Here is a 19,073-nt window from a genome sequence, read left to right as displayed (position 1 = left end):
CTTTTTGTCTTAACTAATATCTATATCTTATATGTTTTTAGGAGGGGACTTAGGTTTCATCTTATAAATTATCTGCATTTATTGTCTCTACTCCACAAAAATAAAACATTCGTTTGAAATTAATAACAATTTGGTTACAATTATTGTGGTCTGACCTCTAAATCGTACATGCTATGTTCAGCATGCCAATACTGGCAGTTTTAAACTGGTAACTAACATTAATAAGGAGTAGCGATGACACGTCTCCAAAACCTCACCACTCGTCAGGGTGAGCGCATCGCCGTTGTAAGTGGATTACGTACCCCGTTTGCTCGTCAGGCTACTGCCTTTAATGGCGTGCCTGCACTCGATATGGGGAAAATGGTTGTCAATGAGATGCTCCAAGAGCTCGATTTTGACCCTAAATTAATTGAACAAGTTGTCTTTGGGCAAGTGGTTCAAATGCCTGAAGCGCCGAATATTGCACGAGAAATTGTGCTGGGTACGGGCATGCACATTGGCACAGATGCTTATAGTGTTAGTCGCGCCTGTGCAACTAGTTTTCAAGCGGCAGCGAATGTGGCGGAAAGTATTATCTCTGGCACGATTGATATCGGTATTGCTGGTGGTGCTGATTCATCGTCAGTATTACCGATTGGTGTATCAAAAAAGCTAGCTGCAACATTATTAGCGTTGAGTAAAGCGCGAACAATGAGCAAGCGTTTAAAACTGCTGAGTACATTAAGTGTTAAAGATCTTATGCCTGTACCACCTGCTGTTGCTGAGTATTCAACGGGTATTAGCATGGGGCAAACTGCTGAGCAAATGGCAAAAAGCCACGGTATTACTCGCCAAGAACAAGATGCATTGGCGTACCGTTCGCACACTTTAGCGGGTAAAGCATGGAAAGATGGTTTAATTCGTGGCGAAGTGATGACAGCCTTCCCTGAACCGTACGGGCAGTGGATTGATAAAGATAATAATATTCGTGAAGATTCAACGTTAGAATCTTATGCCAAGCTACGTCCGGCGTTTGATCGTAAATTTGGCTCTGTAACTGCAGCAAACAGTACACCATTAACCGATGGTGCAGCGGCTATTTTGTTAATGCGAGAAGGTCGAGCAAAAGAGCTGGGCCTAAAACCATTAGGTTACATTCGATCTTATGCATTTTCAGCGATTGGTGTTGAGCAAGATATGCTGATGGGGCCTTCTTATGCGACGCCAATGGCATTAGATCGTGCTGGTATCAGCTTGTCAGATCTTACATTAATTGATATGCATGAAGCATTTGCCGCGCAAACATTAGCGAATGTGAAAATGTTTGGATCAAAGAAATTTGCTGAAGAGAAACTAGGCCGTAGCCAAGCGATTGGTGAAATTGATATGGATAAATTCAATGTGCTTGGCGGATCATTAGCATATGGTCACCCATTTGCTGCAACAGGTGCACGAATGATTACGCAAACACTGCGAGAGCTTCAACGTCGTGGCGGTGGTTTTGCATTGAATACCGCTTGTGCTGCTGGTGGGTTAGGTGCAGCAATGATTTTGGAGGCAGAATAATGACACAGCATGAATCTTCAAACTCTCAACCTTCCGCTTTCTCGTTAACGTTTGGCGATAACGGCGTTGCTTGGTTGAAAATTGATGTACCCAACGAAAAAATGAATACGTTACAGTCAGCATTTGTCGATCAAGTAACAGATGTTCTTACACAGTTGAAAGCACAGAAAGATGTCAAAGGCATGGTGGTGTATTCCGGCAAGCCTGATAACTTCATCGCTGGTGCTGATATTCGCATGTTGGCTGCATGCCAAACGGCAAATGAAGCGCAGCAATTAGCCGCAAAAGGGCAAGAGCTGTTTGGTCAATTAGAAGCATTACCGTTTCATGTAGTCGCGGCCATTCATGGCCCATGTTTAGGTGGTGGCTTAGAGCTCGCTTTAGCCTGTCATAGCCGAGTATGTAGTGATGATGATAAAACACGCTTAGGTCTACCTGAAGTTCAGTTAGGTTTGTTACCTGGTTCTGGCGGTACACAGCGTTTACCGCGTTTAATTGGGGTGGCTAATGCGTTAGATATGATTCTAACGGGCAAACAGCTACGTGCAAAGAAAGCGAAAAAGCTGGGTATTGTCGAAGAAGCAGTGCCATTAAGCATCTTGCTTGATATCGCTGAAAAACAAGCTTTGAAAAGTAAGCCAAAACGCAAGGGATCGTTCCAAGAGTGGGCAATGGGAGGCAATGCTCTGGGTCGCTCTGTTGTTTTTGATCAAGCAGCGAAAAAAACACATGAAAAAACCCGCGGTAATTACCCCGCCGCAGACGCCATATTAGACGTAATCAAATATGGTCTGCAACATGGTATGAAGAAAGGCTTAGAGCAAGAAGCCAAGTGCTTTGGTGAACTGGTGATGACGTCTGAATCTGCCGCATTACGCAGCATATTTTTCGCTACAACTGCCATGAAAAAAGAATCAGGTTCTGACGCTCAACCTGCAATAATCAAAAAGGTGGGTGTGCTGGGTGGTGGCTTGATGGGTGGTGGTATCAGCCATGTAACGGCAACGAAAGCCGGCTATCCTGTTCGAATTAAAGACATATCAAACGATGGTATTAAAAATGCCCTTGTTTATAACTTCAAGTTACTCGACAAGCAGCGTAAACGCCGAATCATTAGTAAGGCTGAACTACAAAATAAAATGTTCAGTATTACGGGTGGTACAACATTTACTGGGTTTACGAATGTCGATGTGGTGATAGAAGCCGTTTTTGAAGATATTAATCTAAAGCACCAAATGGTAAAAGACATTGAGCAGCAAACATCGGATGATACGATTTTTGCGAGTAATACATCGTCATTACCGATCCATCAAATCGCAGCTGCAGCAGAGCGTCCTGAAAATGTGGTTGGCTTACACTATTTCAGCCCGGTAGAAAAAATGCCGTTGGTTGAAGTTATTCCTCATCAAGGCACTGAAAATGGCAGTGCGACCTCCGAGCAAACCATAGCGACAGTCGTTGCATTAGCGAAGAAGCAGGGTAAAACCCCCATTGTTGTCGCTGATAAAGCGGGCTTTTATGTGAATCGTATTCTAGCGCCATACATGAATGAAGCCGCTGCAGTGCTATTAAGTGGTGAACCAATTGAACATATCGATCGTTCATTATTGGATTTTGGTTTCCCGGTCGGGCCAATAACTTTGCTTGATGAAGTCGGTGTCGATATTGGTGCGAAGATCAGCCCAATATTATTGGCTGAATTGGGTGAACGGTTTAAAGCGCCGGATGTATTCGATCTATTACTGAGTGATGATCGTAAAGGGCGTAAGAGCGGCAAAGGGTTCTACTTATACAATACGAAGAAGAAAGAAGTTGATAAGAGTGTTTATAAACTGCTTTCTTTGGAACCCGAGCAAAAAGCCGCAGGGCAAGATATTGCACTTCGTTGTACGCTAATGATGTTGAATGAAGCGGCACGATGCCTTGATGAAGGTGTAATTAAATCAGCACGTGATGGTGATATCGGCGCAATTTTCGGTATCGGTTTCCCGCCATTCCTTGGTGGTCCATTCCGCTATATGGATACCTTAGGGGCTAAAAGGGTGGTAGAGATGCTAAAGGATCACACTGATAAATACGGTGAGCGTTTTGCACCGTGTGATAAGTTGGTTGCGATGGCAAATGAAGAGCAATCTTTCTATCCATAGCGTCTGTGTTTTCTGACGATATGCAATTTCGATATTCAAAGGTCTGCCCTATTTTTTATAGTGGCAGACCTTTTTTATGAGTGCTTATACCCAAGTTACCTCAAGATGCTCGTTTCAGCGAGAATTTGTTGGGCTCTAGGCAAGGCGCTCATTTATAAGCTTAGTGGTTCTACGTTTAAAATTAGCAACGGCGTATAGAGCCTAACAAAACTCGCCCTTCGGGAGTGACTCAACGTGTCTACTTCTATGTCAAATATGTTTGAAAGGGAGCGCCATTCCTACACATATTTTCCTTGAATTAAACACGTTGAGGTCACTATGAATCCTGCATCTTGAGGTGGCTTGGGTATAACCATCCCATAGAAGTATTAACTATGGCTTCATCTGTCGTTGGTTTTTCGAATTAATACTCGATAATAACGAAGGCAGGATTAATGGGTTGCTTCTTTTTATCGTATTAAGGTTTCGTAAGCGAAAACGAGGCTCAAAACAAGAGGGACGCAATAGATGGTAAGCAATCATTGATAGTATCAGAGCAACAAAGCTATTTACGTTACAGACGAGTGTTAAAGCCAGCGTTGCGACAGTAATAAAAATGGCAGCATAAAACACAATATCAAACTCATTGTGCGACAAGATACTTGCACAATGTGGGCAATGAAAGCTTTCGTTATAGCGACTCATTGGTGGCGCAGTTATATCCATTTCGCAATGTGGGCAGTGTTGATTCATGACTTTCTCTTTTGTCTTACTCATTCTTAAACGGAATATTATTGAGCGTTTATGTTTATAAAAATGGGTGCGACGGAGTGTCCATGCTTGTCGACTGAACGATGATTATTAATCCGTTATGCTTGCGATGGCTAATGAATAAAACTGATTCGTAGAGACAATATGTGAATAAAACTGAGGTTTAGATTTATTTAGCAGCCTTCATTACGATATAAATACTGTAATAAAGGCTGTGAAAAGAGGTTGTTTTTAGCGTGCGTTTTGCTGGAATTCAACTATTGATTCAATTGGTTGACCTAGATCTAAAGGTTCAAGGTTTTGATGAGCTTGGCCTTGGTAATGCATCACTAAACGGTTTGCAGTACGTGGTTTTACAATCTCGACGATAAATCGGACCATATCGGCACGGTTTAGGTTCTTGAGTGCTTCAATCACTTTTTTACGCTGGCTAAATGTTTCGTCTTTATTACCAATGCTGACCCAAAAACGCTGAGCACGGCTACGAAGGTTAGTATCAGGCTCTGAAATTTGTGAGATTAATCCTTGTTTGCTTGCTTGCCATTGTTCTTCATTGAGCTCTAATAATACGAGTGCAAAGGCATTAGTAAAATCGTCGATAGCTTCAGATAACAGTAATGGTCCAGCTACTGGGGATTGGATATACAAAATTAATCCAGGGTGGCGATTTAGAGGTAAATTGGCTGTACCTACCATATAGCCTAATTGCTGCTTCGTTCTTAATTCATGAAAGAAGGTGGTCGACATTAAATGATTAGCTAACGTGTATACCGCTATTTTACGTGGAGAAACTTCGCGCGATTGGTAATACATTAAAATAGCCGAATCGGCATGCTTGCCATTGATCTCGTAATTTAACGTACCAGACTTATTAAGCTGAACCAGTGGCCGCTGAGACTCGCCATAAAGCTGGTCGGTAACACGGAATGCATCTTTGAGTATTTCTGCTAATTGTAGTGTGTCTTCTTTTAACCAATTTCCGTAAACGAAGGTATCAATGTGCAGCTCTGCAAACATTGATTCAACAAAAGCCGGAAGCTCATCAACACCGATAGACTCAAGCGCTTCGATCAATACCGGGTAAGGTGGATTATTGGGTTGAAGTAAGCCTGTAAGCTCATTAAACAGCTGCGAGATAGGTTTATCTTCTGCCGCATTACGCCAGTTGCGTAACATTTGCGCCTTGATATTATTAAAACGATTTTCATCGAATGTACGGCTGGCAAAACATTCCAATATTAGCTTCATCAATAAGGGTTGTTTTTCACTAAAACCAGACAGTTGCAGTGTTACACCACCTTGGTGGGCGTATAGATTATATGACATACCAGCAATTTCAGCGGGGTAGGCTTTTTCGTTTATCGCCTCGAGTAGCATCTCGACACATAAGCGTGTTTTGACAATGTTACGAGGAGAGTTAACTGCGTGAGGGCTATCGATAGCAACGTAAACAACCCCTTTCGGTACACGAAAGTCATGCTCTTGCTTATACCAAAGGCGAAAGCCAGGTAAGTCTTGAATTAATTGTGGCGGTAACTCTGATTTAGGTGCGAGTTCATGAGGGGTAAGGCGCTCACAAAGGTACGGGTTTTTTTCTGGTAAAAGAAGTTTAGGATCGAGAGTAACATTCATCCAGTCAGTTAATTGTTTGTTTGTGAATGGTGTCACGGAGTAGGGCGTAGCATACCATTGTGCCGTTTGATCGTAATGCTGACCTTGGGCTGCTAGCACTAATCGCATGTTTTCTGGGCGTAAGTAGGCAAGTAGATCGCGTATTAATGGTTCATTATAGCCAGCCATCATGTAATCACCGTAGATGACATCATCCGGTGCATAATGCAGTAAGTTCATGACTAAATAGCTTACCGTATCAAGTGGGCGACTTTTTTCTTGATAACGGAATGCCAATTCTAAAACAGATTTTTTTTCTTCATAACGCCACTCTTCCATGCCTTGTTGCTGTATTAATGCAATGTATTGGAAGACAGACTTAACAATATCATCGGTATGTTCAAGGCCTTTGAGTGTTAAGTTTAAGCTGATGGTAAATTCGCGAAAATTACTGCCATTGACACCACCACCGGCAGATAAAGTATTAATCAGTTCCCGACTTTTTAAGATGGACATCAAGCTGCCAGTGCCTTCATTACCCAACATATGGGCGATGTATGACAAAGGTTTTTGCTGATAGTAGGCATCGACTGATGGCATGGTAAAAGAGAGTGTTAGTTTACGAACATCTTTTATCGGCTCAATCTGAATAAATTGTTTTGCTTCTTTTTCGGTTACAAGAGGTACTGGTATTTCTGATTTAGCTACCCCGGTATTATTGATATGGCTGAAAAAGTCATGAGTATATGCTTCTAACTCATCTAGCGACTGGGAGCCTAACAGCACTAACCCCATTTTGTTTGCTGAATAATGCGTTTGATAAAAATGTAATAGCTCATCTCGGATCGACGTATTATTTCGATCATCCAGCGTGGTTAAGTCACCCACAGAAAATTTAGTGAAAGGGTGGTTAGGGTTAATGGTTTCTTTATGTACTTGATAAAGGCGTCGTACGTCATCGTTTAGTTTTAATTTATATTCAGAATCAACGGCTTGACGTTCTTTGTCGACGGCTTCTTCATTAAATAATGGCGCGGTGAAAAATTGACCAAAGCGATCTAATCCTTCTTCAAAAGCATGGGGACTAACTTCAAAGAAAAATGTCGTGTTTTCTGTGCCAGTCCAAGCATTATTGCTGCCGCCACTGCGGTTTATGAATGTTTGAAATTCACCGATACGGGGGTACTTTTCGGTCCCTAAAAACAGCATATGTTCAAGAAAATGTGCCATCCCTTGTCTATCTTCAGGGTCATCAAAGTGACCTATCTGAACAGATAACGCTGCCGCTGAGCGTGGTGCATCTGCATCGTGCACCAAAAGTACCTTGAGCTCATTAGCTAAGGTTAAATAGCGGTACTGCTTATGGTCGTTGGGGCTAATGTGCACAGGAAGAACCTTTTTCAAAGGGAATGAAGTAATTATGACCCTCATACAGCAAGCTGGCAAATTGGAAATACGTCTGATTATCTTATTTATCTATATGTTAAATCAGCTGAATCGATAAAAAGTGATGAAATAAAAGGCATGCTTGTTAGAGCAGTGATCAATCTGTCTAATTATTGAGTATAAAGAGAAGAAATAAAGTGAATAGTTACTATGGTGGCAGTAGTCAATATGAGGAGTGACCCCACTGTCACGGAATGGCAATAGAATTGCTTGAATGGCTATGCTGTCTGGTCTGAAGTTGCTAGCATAGCGTTAGGTATTCATGATTGGATAAGAAGATACATGCGAATTTTTATCATGCGGCATGGTGAAGCTCAAAACTTTGCACCAAGTGATGCTGAACGTCCTCTAACGATTCGAGGCGAGCAGCAATCTAAGCAGGTAGCAAGCCAGTTAGCGACGCATTTAGAGGGTAACCTCGATCTGGTTTGGGTTAGTCCATACCTGCGCGCTCAACAGACGTGGCAAGTGATGACCGCTGAATTACCTGAAGCGAAGAAAGTCATAACGGCTGATAACATTACGCCTTATGGTGATTCAGAAGATGTTGCTGCTTATCTTAAAGCATTGATTGCGATTGAACGGCCTGAAACCGTAATGTTGGTGTCTCATCTCCCTCTTGTCGGATACTTAACGGCAGATATCGTTAAAGGTATACAACCTCCTATGTTTAGGACGTCAGCGATTGCCGCTATTGACTACGATCCTGATACCGAGGTAGCTGAATTTTTATGGCAAGACGTGCCCTCATAAACCCTCCATGAAAACACCACAATGTAAAACGCTGATTTTAATGTTGAATCAGCGTTGTTTATTTTTTTAATTCATAAGCCATTACGATTATATAGCTTCATTGAGCAATATTACTAAGTGGAACAGTTTTTGCTTATGGTTACTCATAAGTGCATTGTTTTGCCGCTTTTTTAGCTTATTCAATGAACACTATTCTTATACCCAATTTGAAATAGAAGAAACGGTAATAATGAAAACTAAAATATTAGCAGTTATTAGTGCTGCATTACTTGTCGGTTGTGTTCAGGGCGGTCCTCAAAAACCAACGATCAATGCTAATGGTGCGATTAAATGGGCTAACGGTATTAGCGAAGAGATGCGTATTTCTACCTCGGGCAGTACGCTGACTTTTGCGTCACCGGGTGGGTTAATGGTTGCAGGCTCAATTACTATATTTTCACGTATCGATAGTGCACGTAATGGATCTTGCGAGCATTATTACAGTGAATCATCAGTGAAAACACGGATGCAGATTTGTGAGAGTGGTGAAGTAACGCTGATTCAAGAGGGTCAGGTTATTAATGTGGGTTCATTAGCAAAATATACGTATTAATCAGCGTTATTTTTTGTGCGATAACGCCCAGACAACAACATTCGAACGATAGGTGTTCGTTATGTTTAGTCTGGGGTTAATCGCGTATTGAATGTATATAGCTTGCACTAACGTTCAGATATATCAATTAATACTAACAATGCGCCGTTGCCACCAAACTCTAAAGGCGCTTGGTGAAATGCCATTACATCTGGGTGTTGTGCCAACCACAAAGGTGCTTTCTGTTTAAGTATATGCTTACCAATGCCATGCATTACACAGGCACAAGACACATTCTCTTTAATGCAAGCTGCTAGCATTGCGGCTAACTCGCGTTTTGCTTCTTGCTGCGTCATACCGTGCATATCTAAATACATGTCAGGTACATAGATACCACGTCGTAACTTTTTCACTTCATATTTAGACACACCAGTGCGCGCATATTGGGTAGGTCCATGCTCATTTAGGTGCGGTTCAAACTCATCAGAGAAATAAAACTCGTGGTTTTGGGTTTCTTTACTCGAGACCTTGGCTTTATCAACCTTTGAGTTCTGTTGGCGCCGCGTGATTATGGTATCATGCGTGAACTTTTTTACGCCTTTTACCGCATCTTGGAAGAGTGACAACTCATCTTCTAAGTTAGGATTTTTTTTACTCATAATGAAATTCCAACATCTGTATGGCGGTATTGTAGCGTTTTTCGGAGGCTATTTTGGATAAGATTTTTGTCGACGAAGCTGTCAATGAACTTCACACTTTGCAAGACATGCTACGTTGGACTGTCAGCCGTTTCAATGCTGCTGGTCTTTTTTATGGTCATGGTACAGATAATGCGTGGGATGAAGCTGTTCAGCTTGTACTTCCAACACTGTATTTACCACTTGATATTCCGTCAGAAGTGCGTTTTTCACGCCTGACGAGCAGTGAGCGTTTACGTGTGGTTGAACGTGTTATTCGTCGTATTAATGACCGTACACCAGTGTCATACATGACAAATAAAGCGTATTTCTGTGGTTTAGAGTTTTTTGTTGATGAACGTGTACTTGTACCGCGCTCACCGATTGCTGAACTGATTGAAACGCAATTTGAACCGTTTTTACAACAAGAGCCAACACGAATCATGGATTTGTGTACAGGTAGTGGTTGTATTGGTATTGCTTGTGCACATGCATTCCCTGATGCAGAAGTGGATCTGGTTGATATTTCAATCGATGCACTGGCAGTGGCCGAGCAAAATATTAACGACCATGGTTTAGAGCAGCAGGTTATTCCGCTTCGCTCTGATCTATTACGTGATGTACCTAAAGATAAATACGATCTGATTGTAACCAATCCTCCTTATGTTGATCAGGAAGATATGGACAATCTACCCGAAGAGTTCCGCCATGAGCCAGAACTTGGTTTAGCGGCAGGTACGGATGGTTTGAAACTGGTTCGTCGTATTCTTGCCAATGCACCAGATTACCTGAAAGATGACGGTATTCTGATCTGCGAAGTAGGTAACTCTATGGTTCACATGGAGCAGCAATATCCAAATATCCCATTTACTTGGATTGAATTTGCTAATGGTGGTCATGGTGTATTCATGATGACACGCCAACAGTTACTAGACTGCAAAGATGAGTTCTCTCTGTACCGCGATTAATCGTGTAAGAGTGATTGCTTCTGATTTATAGTCGAATTAAAAAACCGGAGTCAGTTCATCACTGCGCTCCGGTTTTTTTGTATGTAATTGTAACTACGTGCATTTTAGCTTGTTACAACGACATTAAGCTTGCCCTTCAGCCTGCTTTGCCACCAAATCAGCCATGATGGTATCTTTATTCGTTAAGTAATCTTCTAAACCTGCACGGCGTAGATCACAAGACGGGCAATCGCCACAACCATCACCAATAATACCGTTATAACAGGTTAAGGTTTTCTCGCGCACAAAGTCTAATTGCTTGTATTGATCGGCTAAGGCCCAGGTTTCAGCTTTGTTCAGCCACATTAGTGGTGTTTCGATCTTTAGCGCACGATCCATGCCTAAAACCAAAGATTGATTCAGAGATTTCACAAATTCATCGCGGCAATCAGGGTAACCAGAGAAATCGGTTTCACATACACCAGTGATAACGGCTTCAGCGCCAATCTGATATGCATAAATACCAGATAACGTTAGAAATAAAATATTTCTGCCCGGAACAAACGAGTTAGGCAACCCGTTTGCTTGTAGCTCGTGTGAAACGGCAATGTTGTCGCGGGTTAAAGAGCTAATGGCCAGTTCATTAAGCAAACCAACATCCATCACTTTATGGGCGGTGATACCCAACTCTTTCGTTATCGATTGTGCCACTTCAATTTCCAGCTTATGACGCTGACCATAATCAAAAGTGATGCAATGCACTTCGTCGTAGTTCTCAATAGCTTGGATTAGACAGGTTGTGGAATCTTGTCCACCACTGAATACGACAACAGCTTTACGCATGGGAATGTGTCCTTATTTGTAGCCTTACCGAAAAACAGTCGGTACCGACTCAATAATATGTAGATGAGCAGCTATCGTACCCTAGAGCGAGTACGGAAAAAAGTGTAAAAAAAACCGTAGACAAGCTACGGCAAACGAAAGGTATAAACCTTACAAACACAACAAATTAGATAAATGTATTAATGAATTAAAATAGGCAGACAAATAAATTGCTAATTTACAATGTACCTGTTTGTTCAAATGCCGCTAATTGGGCTAGGTAAGGTGATATATCACCGATGTTTTCTTGTACCCATTCAGCGTTAAAATAAGTATCTAGGTAGCGTTCACCGCTGTCGCAAAGCAATGTGACGATAGACCCAGTTTCGCCACGAGCTTTCATCTCGCTCGCTAACTGCAGTACACCAAAAAGGTTTGTTCCGGTTGATGCACCGGCTTTACGACCTAGTAAATTTTCAAGCCAATGCACAGTGGCAACACTGGCTGCATCAGGAATGGTGCGCATTTCGTCGATAACATCAGGAATAAAGCTAGGCTCTACGCGTGGGCGACCAATACCTTCAATACGGCTTCCTACCGTACTCGTTAAATGAATATCTCGGGTGTTGAAATAGGTGTGGAATACCGAATTTTCAGGGTCGACAACACATAATTTAGTGTCGTGCATTTGGTAGCGAATATAGCGGCCAATAGTGGCAGATGTACCACCCGTACCGGGGCTCATTACGATCCACGTTGGAATCGGGTGCTCTTCCAACTGCATTTGTTCAAAAATGCTGTTTGCGATGTTGTTATTGCCACGCCAGTCAGTGGCACGCTCTGCAAAGGTAAATTGATCCATATAATGGCCATTTAGATCTTTTGCCAGACGATGAGACTCTTCATAGATGGCATTTGGGCTATCGACAAAGTGTGCACGACCGCCATAAAATTTAATTTGTTCAATCTTCTTGCAAGCCGTTTTACGAGGAACAACCGCAATAAAGGGTAAGCCCAGTAAGCGTGCAAAATAGGCTTCAGATACCGCAGTGCTACCTGATGATGATTCTATAATCGTGGTATTTTCATTAATCCAGCCATTACATAGCGCATATAAGAACAATGAACGTGCCAAGCGGTGTTTAAGGCTGCCTGTTGGGTGAGTGCTTTCATCTTTGAGATAAATATTGATGCCTTCTAAACAAGCGATATCAAGTTTGATCAGATGCGTATCAGCAGATCGCTGGTAGTCGGCTTCAATTTTGCGTATGGCGCTATTTATCCATTGAGGGTTTCGGCTTTTAGGCTGCAATTCATTATTCATGTTATATCCTTAAATGTCTGATTAGGCTTATTTAATTATTCATTTTGTGACCAAGTATTATTCTTATTTTTACTGTTAGAATTATAGTACTGCACTTGAGAGAAAAAGCTTTGCTTTGTTTATTGTAAAATACACATAATGGAGAAAAATATTCTCCGTTGTGAGTTTTAAGGGAAAGTAATGAACAATTTAGATAACGTTGACAAAACATTGCTTCGGTTGTTGCAGCAAAATGGCACAATGGCCTTAGCCGATTTAGCAGAAGCGGTGAATCTGACAACAACACCTTGCTGGAAACGCCTTAAGCGACTGGAAGAAAGTGGAATACTCCGTAAGCGTGTTGCTTTACTTGATCCTATTAAGCTGGGGCTATCATTTACTGCATTCGTGCAGATCAAAACCAGTAATCATTCGAAAGAGTGGTATCACTGTTTTGTCGAGACTGTGTCTGAATTTCCAGAGGTAATGGAGTTCTATCGCATGGCTGGCGAATATGATTACATGATGAAGGTACAAGTTGCTGATATGGCAGCATTTGATAAGTTTTATAAGAAGTTGGTTAACAGCATAGAAGGATTAACCAATGTGACGTCTACGTTTGCGATGGAGCCTCTAAAATATACCACCGCATTGCCTTTATAAACGATTGTCTTTATAAGCTATGGCGGTCTATAAACCTCTGGCTATAAATCTGGTATTTTAGTGTGTTGTTGATTTATTGCACATGCTTTTAGATCCTGTTTGTAATATAAGCAGGATTAACCTCTGTTTTTAATTTGACCACTATATTGTGGTTGAATTCCTCTCTAACATCTTGAAAATAGGTGTTATCAGGTTGTTTCTTATTTCATCTTATATCTATAACTTACCTTTCATTTGTTTAGTAACGAAATGATTCTGGGTGGAATCAAAGTACTTATCAAAAGTGGATAAAGAGTAGCTATTTCGGGAGGCTATATGCAGGTTTTTTGGCAACTCCGTTGGTTTTTTCGACAGGAGTGGCGCCGTTATAGTGGTGCTATTTTTATTCTGTGTTTAGTGTCTGCCTTTGAGTTGCTTCCTCCGCGTGCAATTGGCTGGATTGTGGACGGTGTCGTATCGGGTGATATGAGTTCGTCGACTATGTTTATGTGGCTGGGTGGAATTGTACTGCTCTGGACCCTGGTATATGTACTGCGCATTATATGGCGAGTGTGGTTGTTTGGTGCTGCGGCAAAGTTAGGCACGGTATTACGCAATAGGCTTTATTGTCATTTTTCATCCCATTCCCCCATTTTTTTTGAGCGCTATAAAACGGGTGATTTAATGGCGCGTTCAACCAATGATGTGAATGCTGTGGTGATGACGGCAGGTGAAGGTGTACTAACCGCAGCAGATTCATTGATCATGGGGTTAGCCGTTATTCTGGTAATGACTACGCAGCTAAGCTGGGAGCTCACGATTCTTGCTTTGTTACCGATGCCGGTTATGGCGTTTATCGTTTTTGGTTTTGGTCGGCAATTACATACACGTTTTTCTGAATCACAAGCGGCATTTTCTGATCTGACAGATAAAACTCAAGAGTCATTGAACGGTGTCAGAATGATCAGGGCGTTTGGTTTAGAGCAACGACAGCAACAGGAATTTGACGCGGTTGTCGATGCTGTCGGACAGAAAAACTTGGCTGTTGAGCAGGTCGATGCCAAATTTGATCCCGTTATTCAGCTAACAATTGGCATGTCTTTTTTCCTTAGTATTGCGGGTGGCGGTTATATGGTATCGCAAGGTCGGCTGACGTTGGGAGATCTTACCGCGTTTACGCTTTACCAAGGGTTAATGATTTGGCCAATGTTAGCACTGGCATGGGTATTCAATATTCTAGAGCGAGGTTCGGCAGCCTTAAAACGTTTACAGCATATCTTTGGTCAACAACCGAGCATTGTGAGTGGTGAAAATACTCTTGAAATGACAGGCCAAACATTACATGTGGATATTGAGCGATTTCATTGGGGCAAACAAGAACAAGCGGCAATGCAGCACGTCCTATTTGATTTAAGTGCAGGGCAGATGCTGGGTGTTGCAGGGCCCATAGGCAGTGGTAAATCAACACTGCTGGCGTTATTACTGCGTCAGCAAGAATTGCAGCATGGGCATATTATGTATGGAGATGTATCAATAAAAACGGCTGATTTACATCAGTGGCGTAGCCGATTTGCTGTCGTTAGCCAAACGCCATTTTTATTCTCTCGTTCTATTGCTGACAACATTGCACTTGGTCGACCTGAAGCCACTCATGAGCAAATTCGCCATGCGGCACAATTAGCGTGTATCGATGACGATATTCTTCAATTTCCGGAAGGGTATAACACCTTAGTGGGCGAAAAAGGGATCACGCTATCTGGTGGGCAAAAACAGCGTATTGCTATTGCTCGGGCATTATTGCTTGAGGCCGAAATATTGGTATTGGATGATGCACTGTCTGCGGTTGATGGTAAAACTGAACATACGATTTTACAGAATCTACAAGCAACGAAAACAAAGCAAACAGTGATAGTGATTGCTCACCGTTTAACTGCATTAGAACAAGCAGATCAAATCTTAGTGTTGCAGCATGGTCAGGTTGTAGAGAAAGGCAAACACCAGAACTTGATTAAAGATGATGCTTGGTATGCAGAGATGCATCGTTATCAGCAATTAGAACGCGCAATCAAGGAGGCATAATGGAAAATAAAGCCGTCAACAAAGCTGTTTTAATTCGTTTATTACGGTATGCCTTGAACGATAAAAAGAAATTGGCAATTGCTATTGGGCTTTTGTTTGCAGGGGCGCTGGCCGATGTATCAGGACCATGGCTAATTCAACATTTCATCGATAACTATATTGCGAAAGATAATTACCCAATAGAAGCCATCGCTATGTTAGCTGCTGCCTATATTGGTTTGATGATTATTGGCGCGGGGCTAAAGTATGCTCAATCTATTCGCTTTAATACGATTGCGATTGGCGTGGTTCAAACTGTACGTAAGCAGCTATTTGGCAAGGTACTTAATCAGCCATTATCAGCATTTGATTACATGCCGACGGGCAAGCTTATTTCGCGAATTACCAATGATACTGAATCAATTAAAGATTTTTATGTCTTCGTGATTGCTACGGTATTAAAAAATGTCACTCTGATCAGTGTCATGCTGGTGGTTATGAGTTTCTTAAGTTGGCGTTTAACCGTTATTGTCTTGATTTTATTGCCTATTGTTATTTTTATTATGGTGATTTATCAGCGGAAAAGTGCCAATGCTTATCGAAAAATGCGTGATTTGTTGGCTGATATTAATGCCTCGATGAGTGAATCTATTCAGGGAATGAGCTTAATTCAATTGATGCGCCAAGAGCGTGCGTTCAGCGAACAATTTTCATCATTGACCAATAATCATTTACGGGCACAAGTCGGGGTAATGAAGCTCAACGGTTTGTTATTGCGGCCACTCATCGATTTGTTATCGGGAATCGCCTTAATATCATTGGTCGCATTATTTGGCGTGAGCGGTGTTGAGTTAATCGGGGTCGGTGTGCTTTATGCGTTTATCAGTTACTTGGGGCGGGTAACTGAACCATTAATTGAAATGACCCAGCAGTTGTCGCTGTTACAGCAAGCCTTGGTTGCCAGTGAACGTATTTTTGCTTTGATCGACGCAAAACAGCAAGACTACGGTGATGACGAACAAGCTATCCAACAGGGTGAATTACAATGCCAGAATGTCAGTTTTAGTTACGACGGCGAACAGACGGTCTTAAACAATATTGATATACACCTACATCACCGTGGGTTCCTGGCATTAGTTGGGCATACCGGCAGTGGTAAAAGCACATTAGCCTCGTTAATGATGGGGTTTTACCCTGCATCACAAGGGCAAATATTGGTTGATAAGCGGCCCCTCACTGAGCTACATAAAACCGTATTTCGTGATGGTATCGCGATGGTGCAGCAAGACCCGCATATTCTGAGTGACACGGTGCGGGAAAATATCCAATTAGGGCGTAATGTTACAGATGCTGTGATTTGGGGCGCTTTAGACAAAGTGGGGCTGTCCGAGCAAATTCGACAATATTCAGACGGTCTAGATACGCTATTTGGTAGTGGAGAGGCGAACTTGTCGGCGGGTCAAAAGCAGCTACTTGCATTAGCTCGAGTGCTGGTGGCGAAACCGAAAATCTTGATTTTAGATGAAGCGACAGCAAATATTGATTCAGGAACAGAGAAGAAAATTCAGCAGGCATTAGATGTATTGCGTAAAGACATGAGCATTGTGGTTATCGCTCACCGTTTATCAACCATTATGGATGCAGATGAAATTGTGGTGTTACATCGTGGTGATATTACCGAGCGCGGAACGCATCAGCAGCTGTTGACGGAGCAAGGGCATTATTGGCAGATGTATCAACTGCAACAGGCGAGTGAGCATTTGCATCAGTTAGAAGAAGAAACGATAGCCGTTATTTAATAAATAATAAGATAGATAAAAAGAGAAAGCAGCGGGGGATTATGATGAATAATCCCCCGCTGCTTTTTATTGCGGAGTAATAAAATCCTGAAAAGAAGTGTGTTTTACACTGTTCTGACAGACTTCATTATTCAATTTTATAAAATGAGATATAAATTCGAATGGTAACGACTTTAATCAGAAGCTAGATGCTGACGCATTAAACCTTCTTGAACGGCTGAAGCGACAAGCTCACCTTTCTGGTTGTAGATTTCACCACGTACCAAGCCTCTCGCACCGCTGGCTGATGGGCTTTCGATAACATACAGTAGCCATTCATCAAGACGGAAAGGGCGGTGAAACCACATCGAATGGTCAATAGTGGCAACCTGCATTTTCGGGGTTAAAAGCGTAACGCCATGTGGTTGCAAGGCAGTAACCAGAAAACCCCAATCAGATGCATAAGCCAATACATATTGGTGAATACGAGGATCATTCGGCATCTCACCGTTAGCCTTAATCCAAAGGTATTGTTTGGGATCTGCAGCTTTGGGTTTTAGTGGATTAACAACGGTAACAGGGCGCACTTCGATAGGACGGTCACGGCCAAAGGTTTCAACAGCTTTTTTCGGCAGATGCTGTGCGATAGATTGAACCAGTTCCTTTTCTGATGCTAACCCTTCGGGGCCCGCAACATTAGGCATTGTTGATTGGTGTTCAAATCCTGCTTCTTCTGCTTGATAAGAAGCGGTTAAGTAAAAAATAGGTCTGCCATTTTGAATCGCTTTAACTCGGCGTGTACTGAAGCTTTTACCATCACGCAGTTTTTCAACATCGTAAATAATTGGTTTTTCAGGATCACCAGGCAATAAAAAGTAGCTGTGAAAGGAATGAACATGTCGCAGGCTATCAACCGTTTCTTTTGCGGCAGAAAGAGACTGACCGATAACTTGACCACCATAAACTTGAGGTAAACCCAAATGTTCACTCTGACCACGGAATAAACCTTGCTCCAGTCGTTCTAATTGTAAAAGATTGAGAAGTTCATTCAGTTCTTTACTCATTGTGGATCCTATTACCATGTTATTATTAAGGAGTTATTACCAAACTAGAACACAAACTTACGTGTTATTAAATAGTAATTACATTTCAGCTTAATGGAGTTTTAGTTTTTAAGGGTTAATCATGAAAAAGTTTTTTGCACTACTATTTACGCTGATTTTAGCTCTTGTTGTTACAGCGTGTACTACTTTAGTGCCAAATGACAATGATATGGGAACAGTAACTGGCTCTATCGCTTATCGTGAGCGTATTGCGCTTCCTAATAATGCGCGTATTACAGTGACTTTATCTGATGTATCTAAAATGGATGTAGCTGCAGAAGTCATTAGCAGTCAGGCATTTATGTCTGAAGGTAAGCAAGCTCCTTATGACTTTTCACTTGGGTATAAACTCCAAGATATAAAAAGTAATCATACTTATGCGATTAGTGCTCGTATTGAAGTTAACGGTAAATTGATATTTATTACCGATACCGCAAACCACGTCATTACAGATTCGGCTATAACCCAAAATCTAGATTTAATGCTGGTTAAAGTACAGTAAAAGAAACAAGCTGAATTCGACCTTTACAGCCTAATTAAAATATTATGCTGTAAAGGTAAAGAATACTCTTTACTACACTGGGTTACCGTTCCATCGGTAATGACGCAGCGATATTTTTCCGCTTTCTGATACATCTATACCTTCTGCAAGCAATTTTTCTCGCTGACGAATCAGATCATTACCGGTTAACGAAATCATTCCTTTAGCATTAACGACTCGGTACCAAGGTATTTTCGACCCTTCAGGTAATGTTGCCATTAAGCGCCCAACATGACGTGCATAACCAGGAAAACCTGAAAATTTAGCTATTTCTCCATAGGTTGACACTTTTCCATATGGAATTTGATGTACTTGGGTGTAGATTTGAGCTGAAAAATCGTCCATATTTAAACCTGATGTAAAATAAATTTGATATCGA

Annotated in this window: 16 protein-coding genes; 9 read left to right on the top strand and 7 right to left on the bottom strand. The window is 41.8% G+C overall.

Translation table 11 applies throughout. From position 1 onward, the window contains the following. Window positions 1-234 precede the first annotated feature (234 nt). Both fadI and fadJ read left to right on the top strand, forming a co-directional pair. Window positions 235-1,545, top strand: coding sequence for an acetyl-CoA C-acyltransferase FadI (gene fadI / locus C9J48_RS03645; RefSeq protein WP_006231009.1), 1,311 nt, complete (start codon window positions 235-237; stop codon window positions 1,543-1,545). Beyond that, on the top strand, window positions 1,545-3,692 hold the full coding sequence (fadJ, locus tag C9J48_RS03640) for a fatty acid oxidation complex subunit alpha FadJ (RefSeq protein ID WP_006231010.1): 2,148 nt from the start codon (window positions 1,545-1,547) through the stop codon (window positions 3,690-3,692). Before fadI ends, fadJ begins: the two co-directional genes overlap by 1 nt. Window positions 3,693-4,064: 372 nt before the next feature. Here fadJ and C9J48_RS03635 read toward each other — a convergent pair whose 3' ends face one another. Further along, window positions 4,065-4,424, bottom strand: coding sequence for a hypothetical protein (locus C9J48_RS03635; RefSeq protein ID WP_006231011.1), 360 nt, complete (start codon window positions 4,422-4,424; stop codon window positions 4,065-4,067). A 249-nt stretch (window positions 4,425-4,673) separates the two neighbouring features. Beyond that, on the bottom strand, window positions 4,674-7,439 hold the full coding sequence (locus C9J48_RS03630; RefSeq protein ID WP_006231012.1) for an insulinase family protein: 2,766 nt from the start codon (window positions 7,437-7,439) through the stop codon (window positions 4,674-4,676). Between the two features lie 342 nt (window positions 7,440-7,781). Between C9J48_RS03630 and sixA the strand changes: the two genes are divergently transcribed. Next, entirely contained in the window at window positions 7,782-8,252 is a 471-nt protein-coding gene (gene sixA, locus C9J48_RS03625) for a phosphohistidine phosphatase SixA (RefSeq protein ID WP_006231013.1), read from the top strand. Window positions 8,253-8,481: 229 nt separating this feature from the next. Next, window positions 8,482-8,844, top strand: a complete 363-nt coding sequence (locus tag C9J48_RS03620) for a hypothetical protein (protein WP_006231014.1) — start codon at window positions 8,482-8,484, stop codon at window positions 8,842-8,844. A 107-nt stretch (window positions 8,845-8,951) separates the two neighbouring features. Here the strand turns inward: C9J48_RS03620 and smrB are convergent, their stop codons facing one another. Next, window positions 8,952-9,482, bottom strand: a complete 531-nt coding sequence (gene smrB, locus C9J48_RS03615) for an endonuclease SmrB (protein WP_006231015.1) — start codon at window positions 9,480-9,482, stop codon at window positions 8,952-8,954. A 53-nt stretch (window positions 9,483-9,535) separates the two neighbouring features. On the opposite strand from smrB, the gene prmB reads away from it, so the two are divergent. After that, complete coding sequence (gene prmB, locus C9J48_RS03610; RefSeq protein WP_006231016.1) at window positions 9,536-10,468, top strand: 50S ribosomal protein L3 N(5)-glutamine methyltransferase; 933 nt, start codon at window positions 9,536-9,538, stop codon at window positions 10,466-10,468. A 123-nt stretch (window positions 10,469-10,591) separates the two neighbouring features. Here prmB and queC read toward each other — a convergent pair whose 3' ends face one another. Beyond that, the gene (gene queC / locus C9J48_RS03605; RefSeq protein ID WP_006231017.1) at window positions 10,592-11,290 is read right to left on the bottom strand and encodes a 7-cyano-7-deazaguanine synthase QueC; all 699 of its coding nucleotides are present in this window, start codon (window positions 11,288-11,290) and stop codon (window positions 10,592-10,594) included. A 217-nt stretch (window positions 11,291-11,507) separates the two neighbouring features. Next, window positions 11,508-12,593, bottom strand: a complete 1,086-nt coding sequence (locus C9J48_RS03600; protein WP_006231018.1) for a PLP-dependent cysteine synthase family protein — start codon at window positions 12,591-12,593, stop codon at window positions 11,508-11,510. Between the two features lie 180 nt (window positions 12,594-12,773). Between C9J48_RS03600 and C9J48_RS03595 the strand changes: the two genes are divergently transcribed. From C9J48_RS03595 to C9J48_RS03585, 3 genes are all read left to right on the top strand, one after another. Continuing rightward, window positions 12,774-13,235: an Lrp/AsnC family transcriptional regulator gene (locus C9J48_RS03595; RefSeq protein ID WP_006231019.1), complete on the top strand. Its 462-nt coding sequence runs from the start codon at window positions 12,774-12,776 to the stop codon at window positions 13,233-13,235. A gap of 315 nt (window positions 13,236-13,550) precedes the next feature. Beyond that, a complete protein-coding gene (locus C9J48_RS03590) occupies window positions 13,551-15,293 on the top strand; it encodes an ABC transporter transmembrane domain-containing protein (RefSeq protein ID WP_006231020.1) in 1,743 nt (580 codons plus the stop codon). Beyond that, window positions 15,293-17,071: a SmdB family multidrug efflux ABC transporter permease/ATP-binding protein gene (locus C9J48_RS03585; RefSeq protein ID WP_006231021.1), complete on the top strand. Its 1,779-nt coding sequence runs from the start codon at window positions 15,293-15,295 to the stop codon at window positions 17,069-17,071. The genes C9J48_RS03590 and C9J48_RS03585 overlap by 1 nt, the downstream gene beginning before the upstream one ends. A gap of 173 nt (window positions 17,072-17,244) precedes the next feature. Here the strand turns inward: C9J48_RS03585 and tesB are convergent, their stop codons facing one another. Next, a complete protein-coding gene (tesB, locus tag C9J48_RS03580) occupies window positions 17,245-18,114 on the bottom strand; it encodes an acyl-CoA thioesterase II (protein ID WP_006231022.1) in 870 nt (289 codons plus the stop codon). Between the two features lie 121 nt (window positions 18,115-18,235). On the opposite strand from tesB, the gene C9J48_RS03575 reads away from it, so the two are divergent. Next, entirely contained in the window at window positions 18,236-18,655 is a 420-nt protein-coding gene (locus C9J48_RS03575) for a YbaY family lipoprotein (protein ID WP_006231023.1), read from the top strand. Window positions 18,656-18,727: 72 nt separating this feature from the next. On the opposite strand, the gene C9J48_RS03570 is transcribed toward C9J48_RS03575, so the two are convergent. Further along, complete coding sequence (locus tag C9J48_RS03570; protein WP_006231024.1) at window positions 18,728-19,039, bottom strand: MGMT family protein; 312 nt, start codon at window positions 19,037-19,039, stop codon at window positions 18,728-18,730. Window positions 19,040-19,073 lie beyond the last annotated feature (34 nt).

The sequence above is a fragment of the Photobacterium profundum genome, assembly GCF_003026285.1.
Lineage (GTDB): Bacteria > Pseudomonadota > Gammaproteobacteria > Enterobacterales > Vibrionaceae > Photobacterium > Photobacterium profundum.
This window is presented reverse-complemented; position numbering and strand designations above follow the sequence as displayed.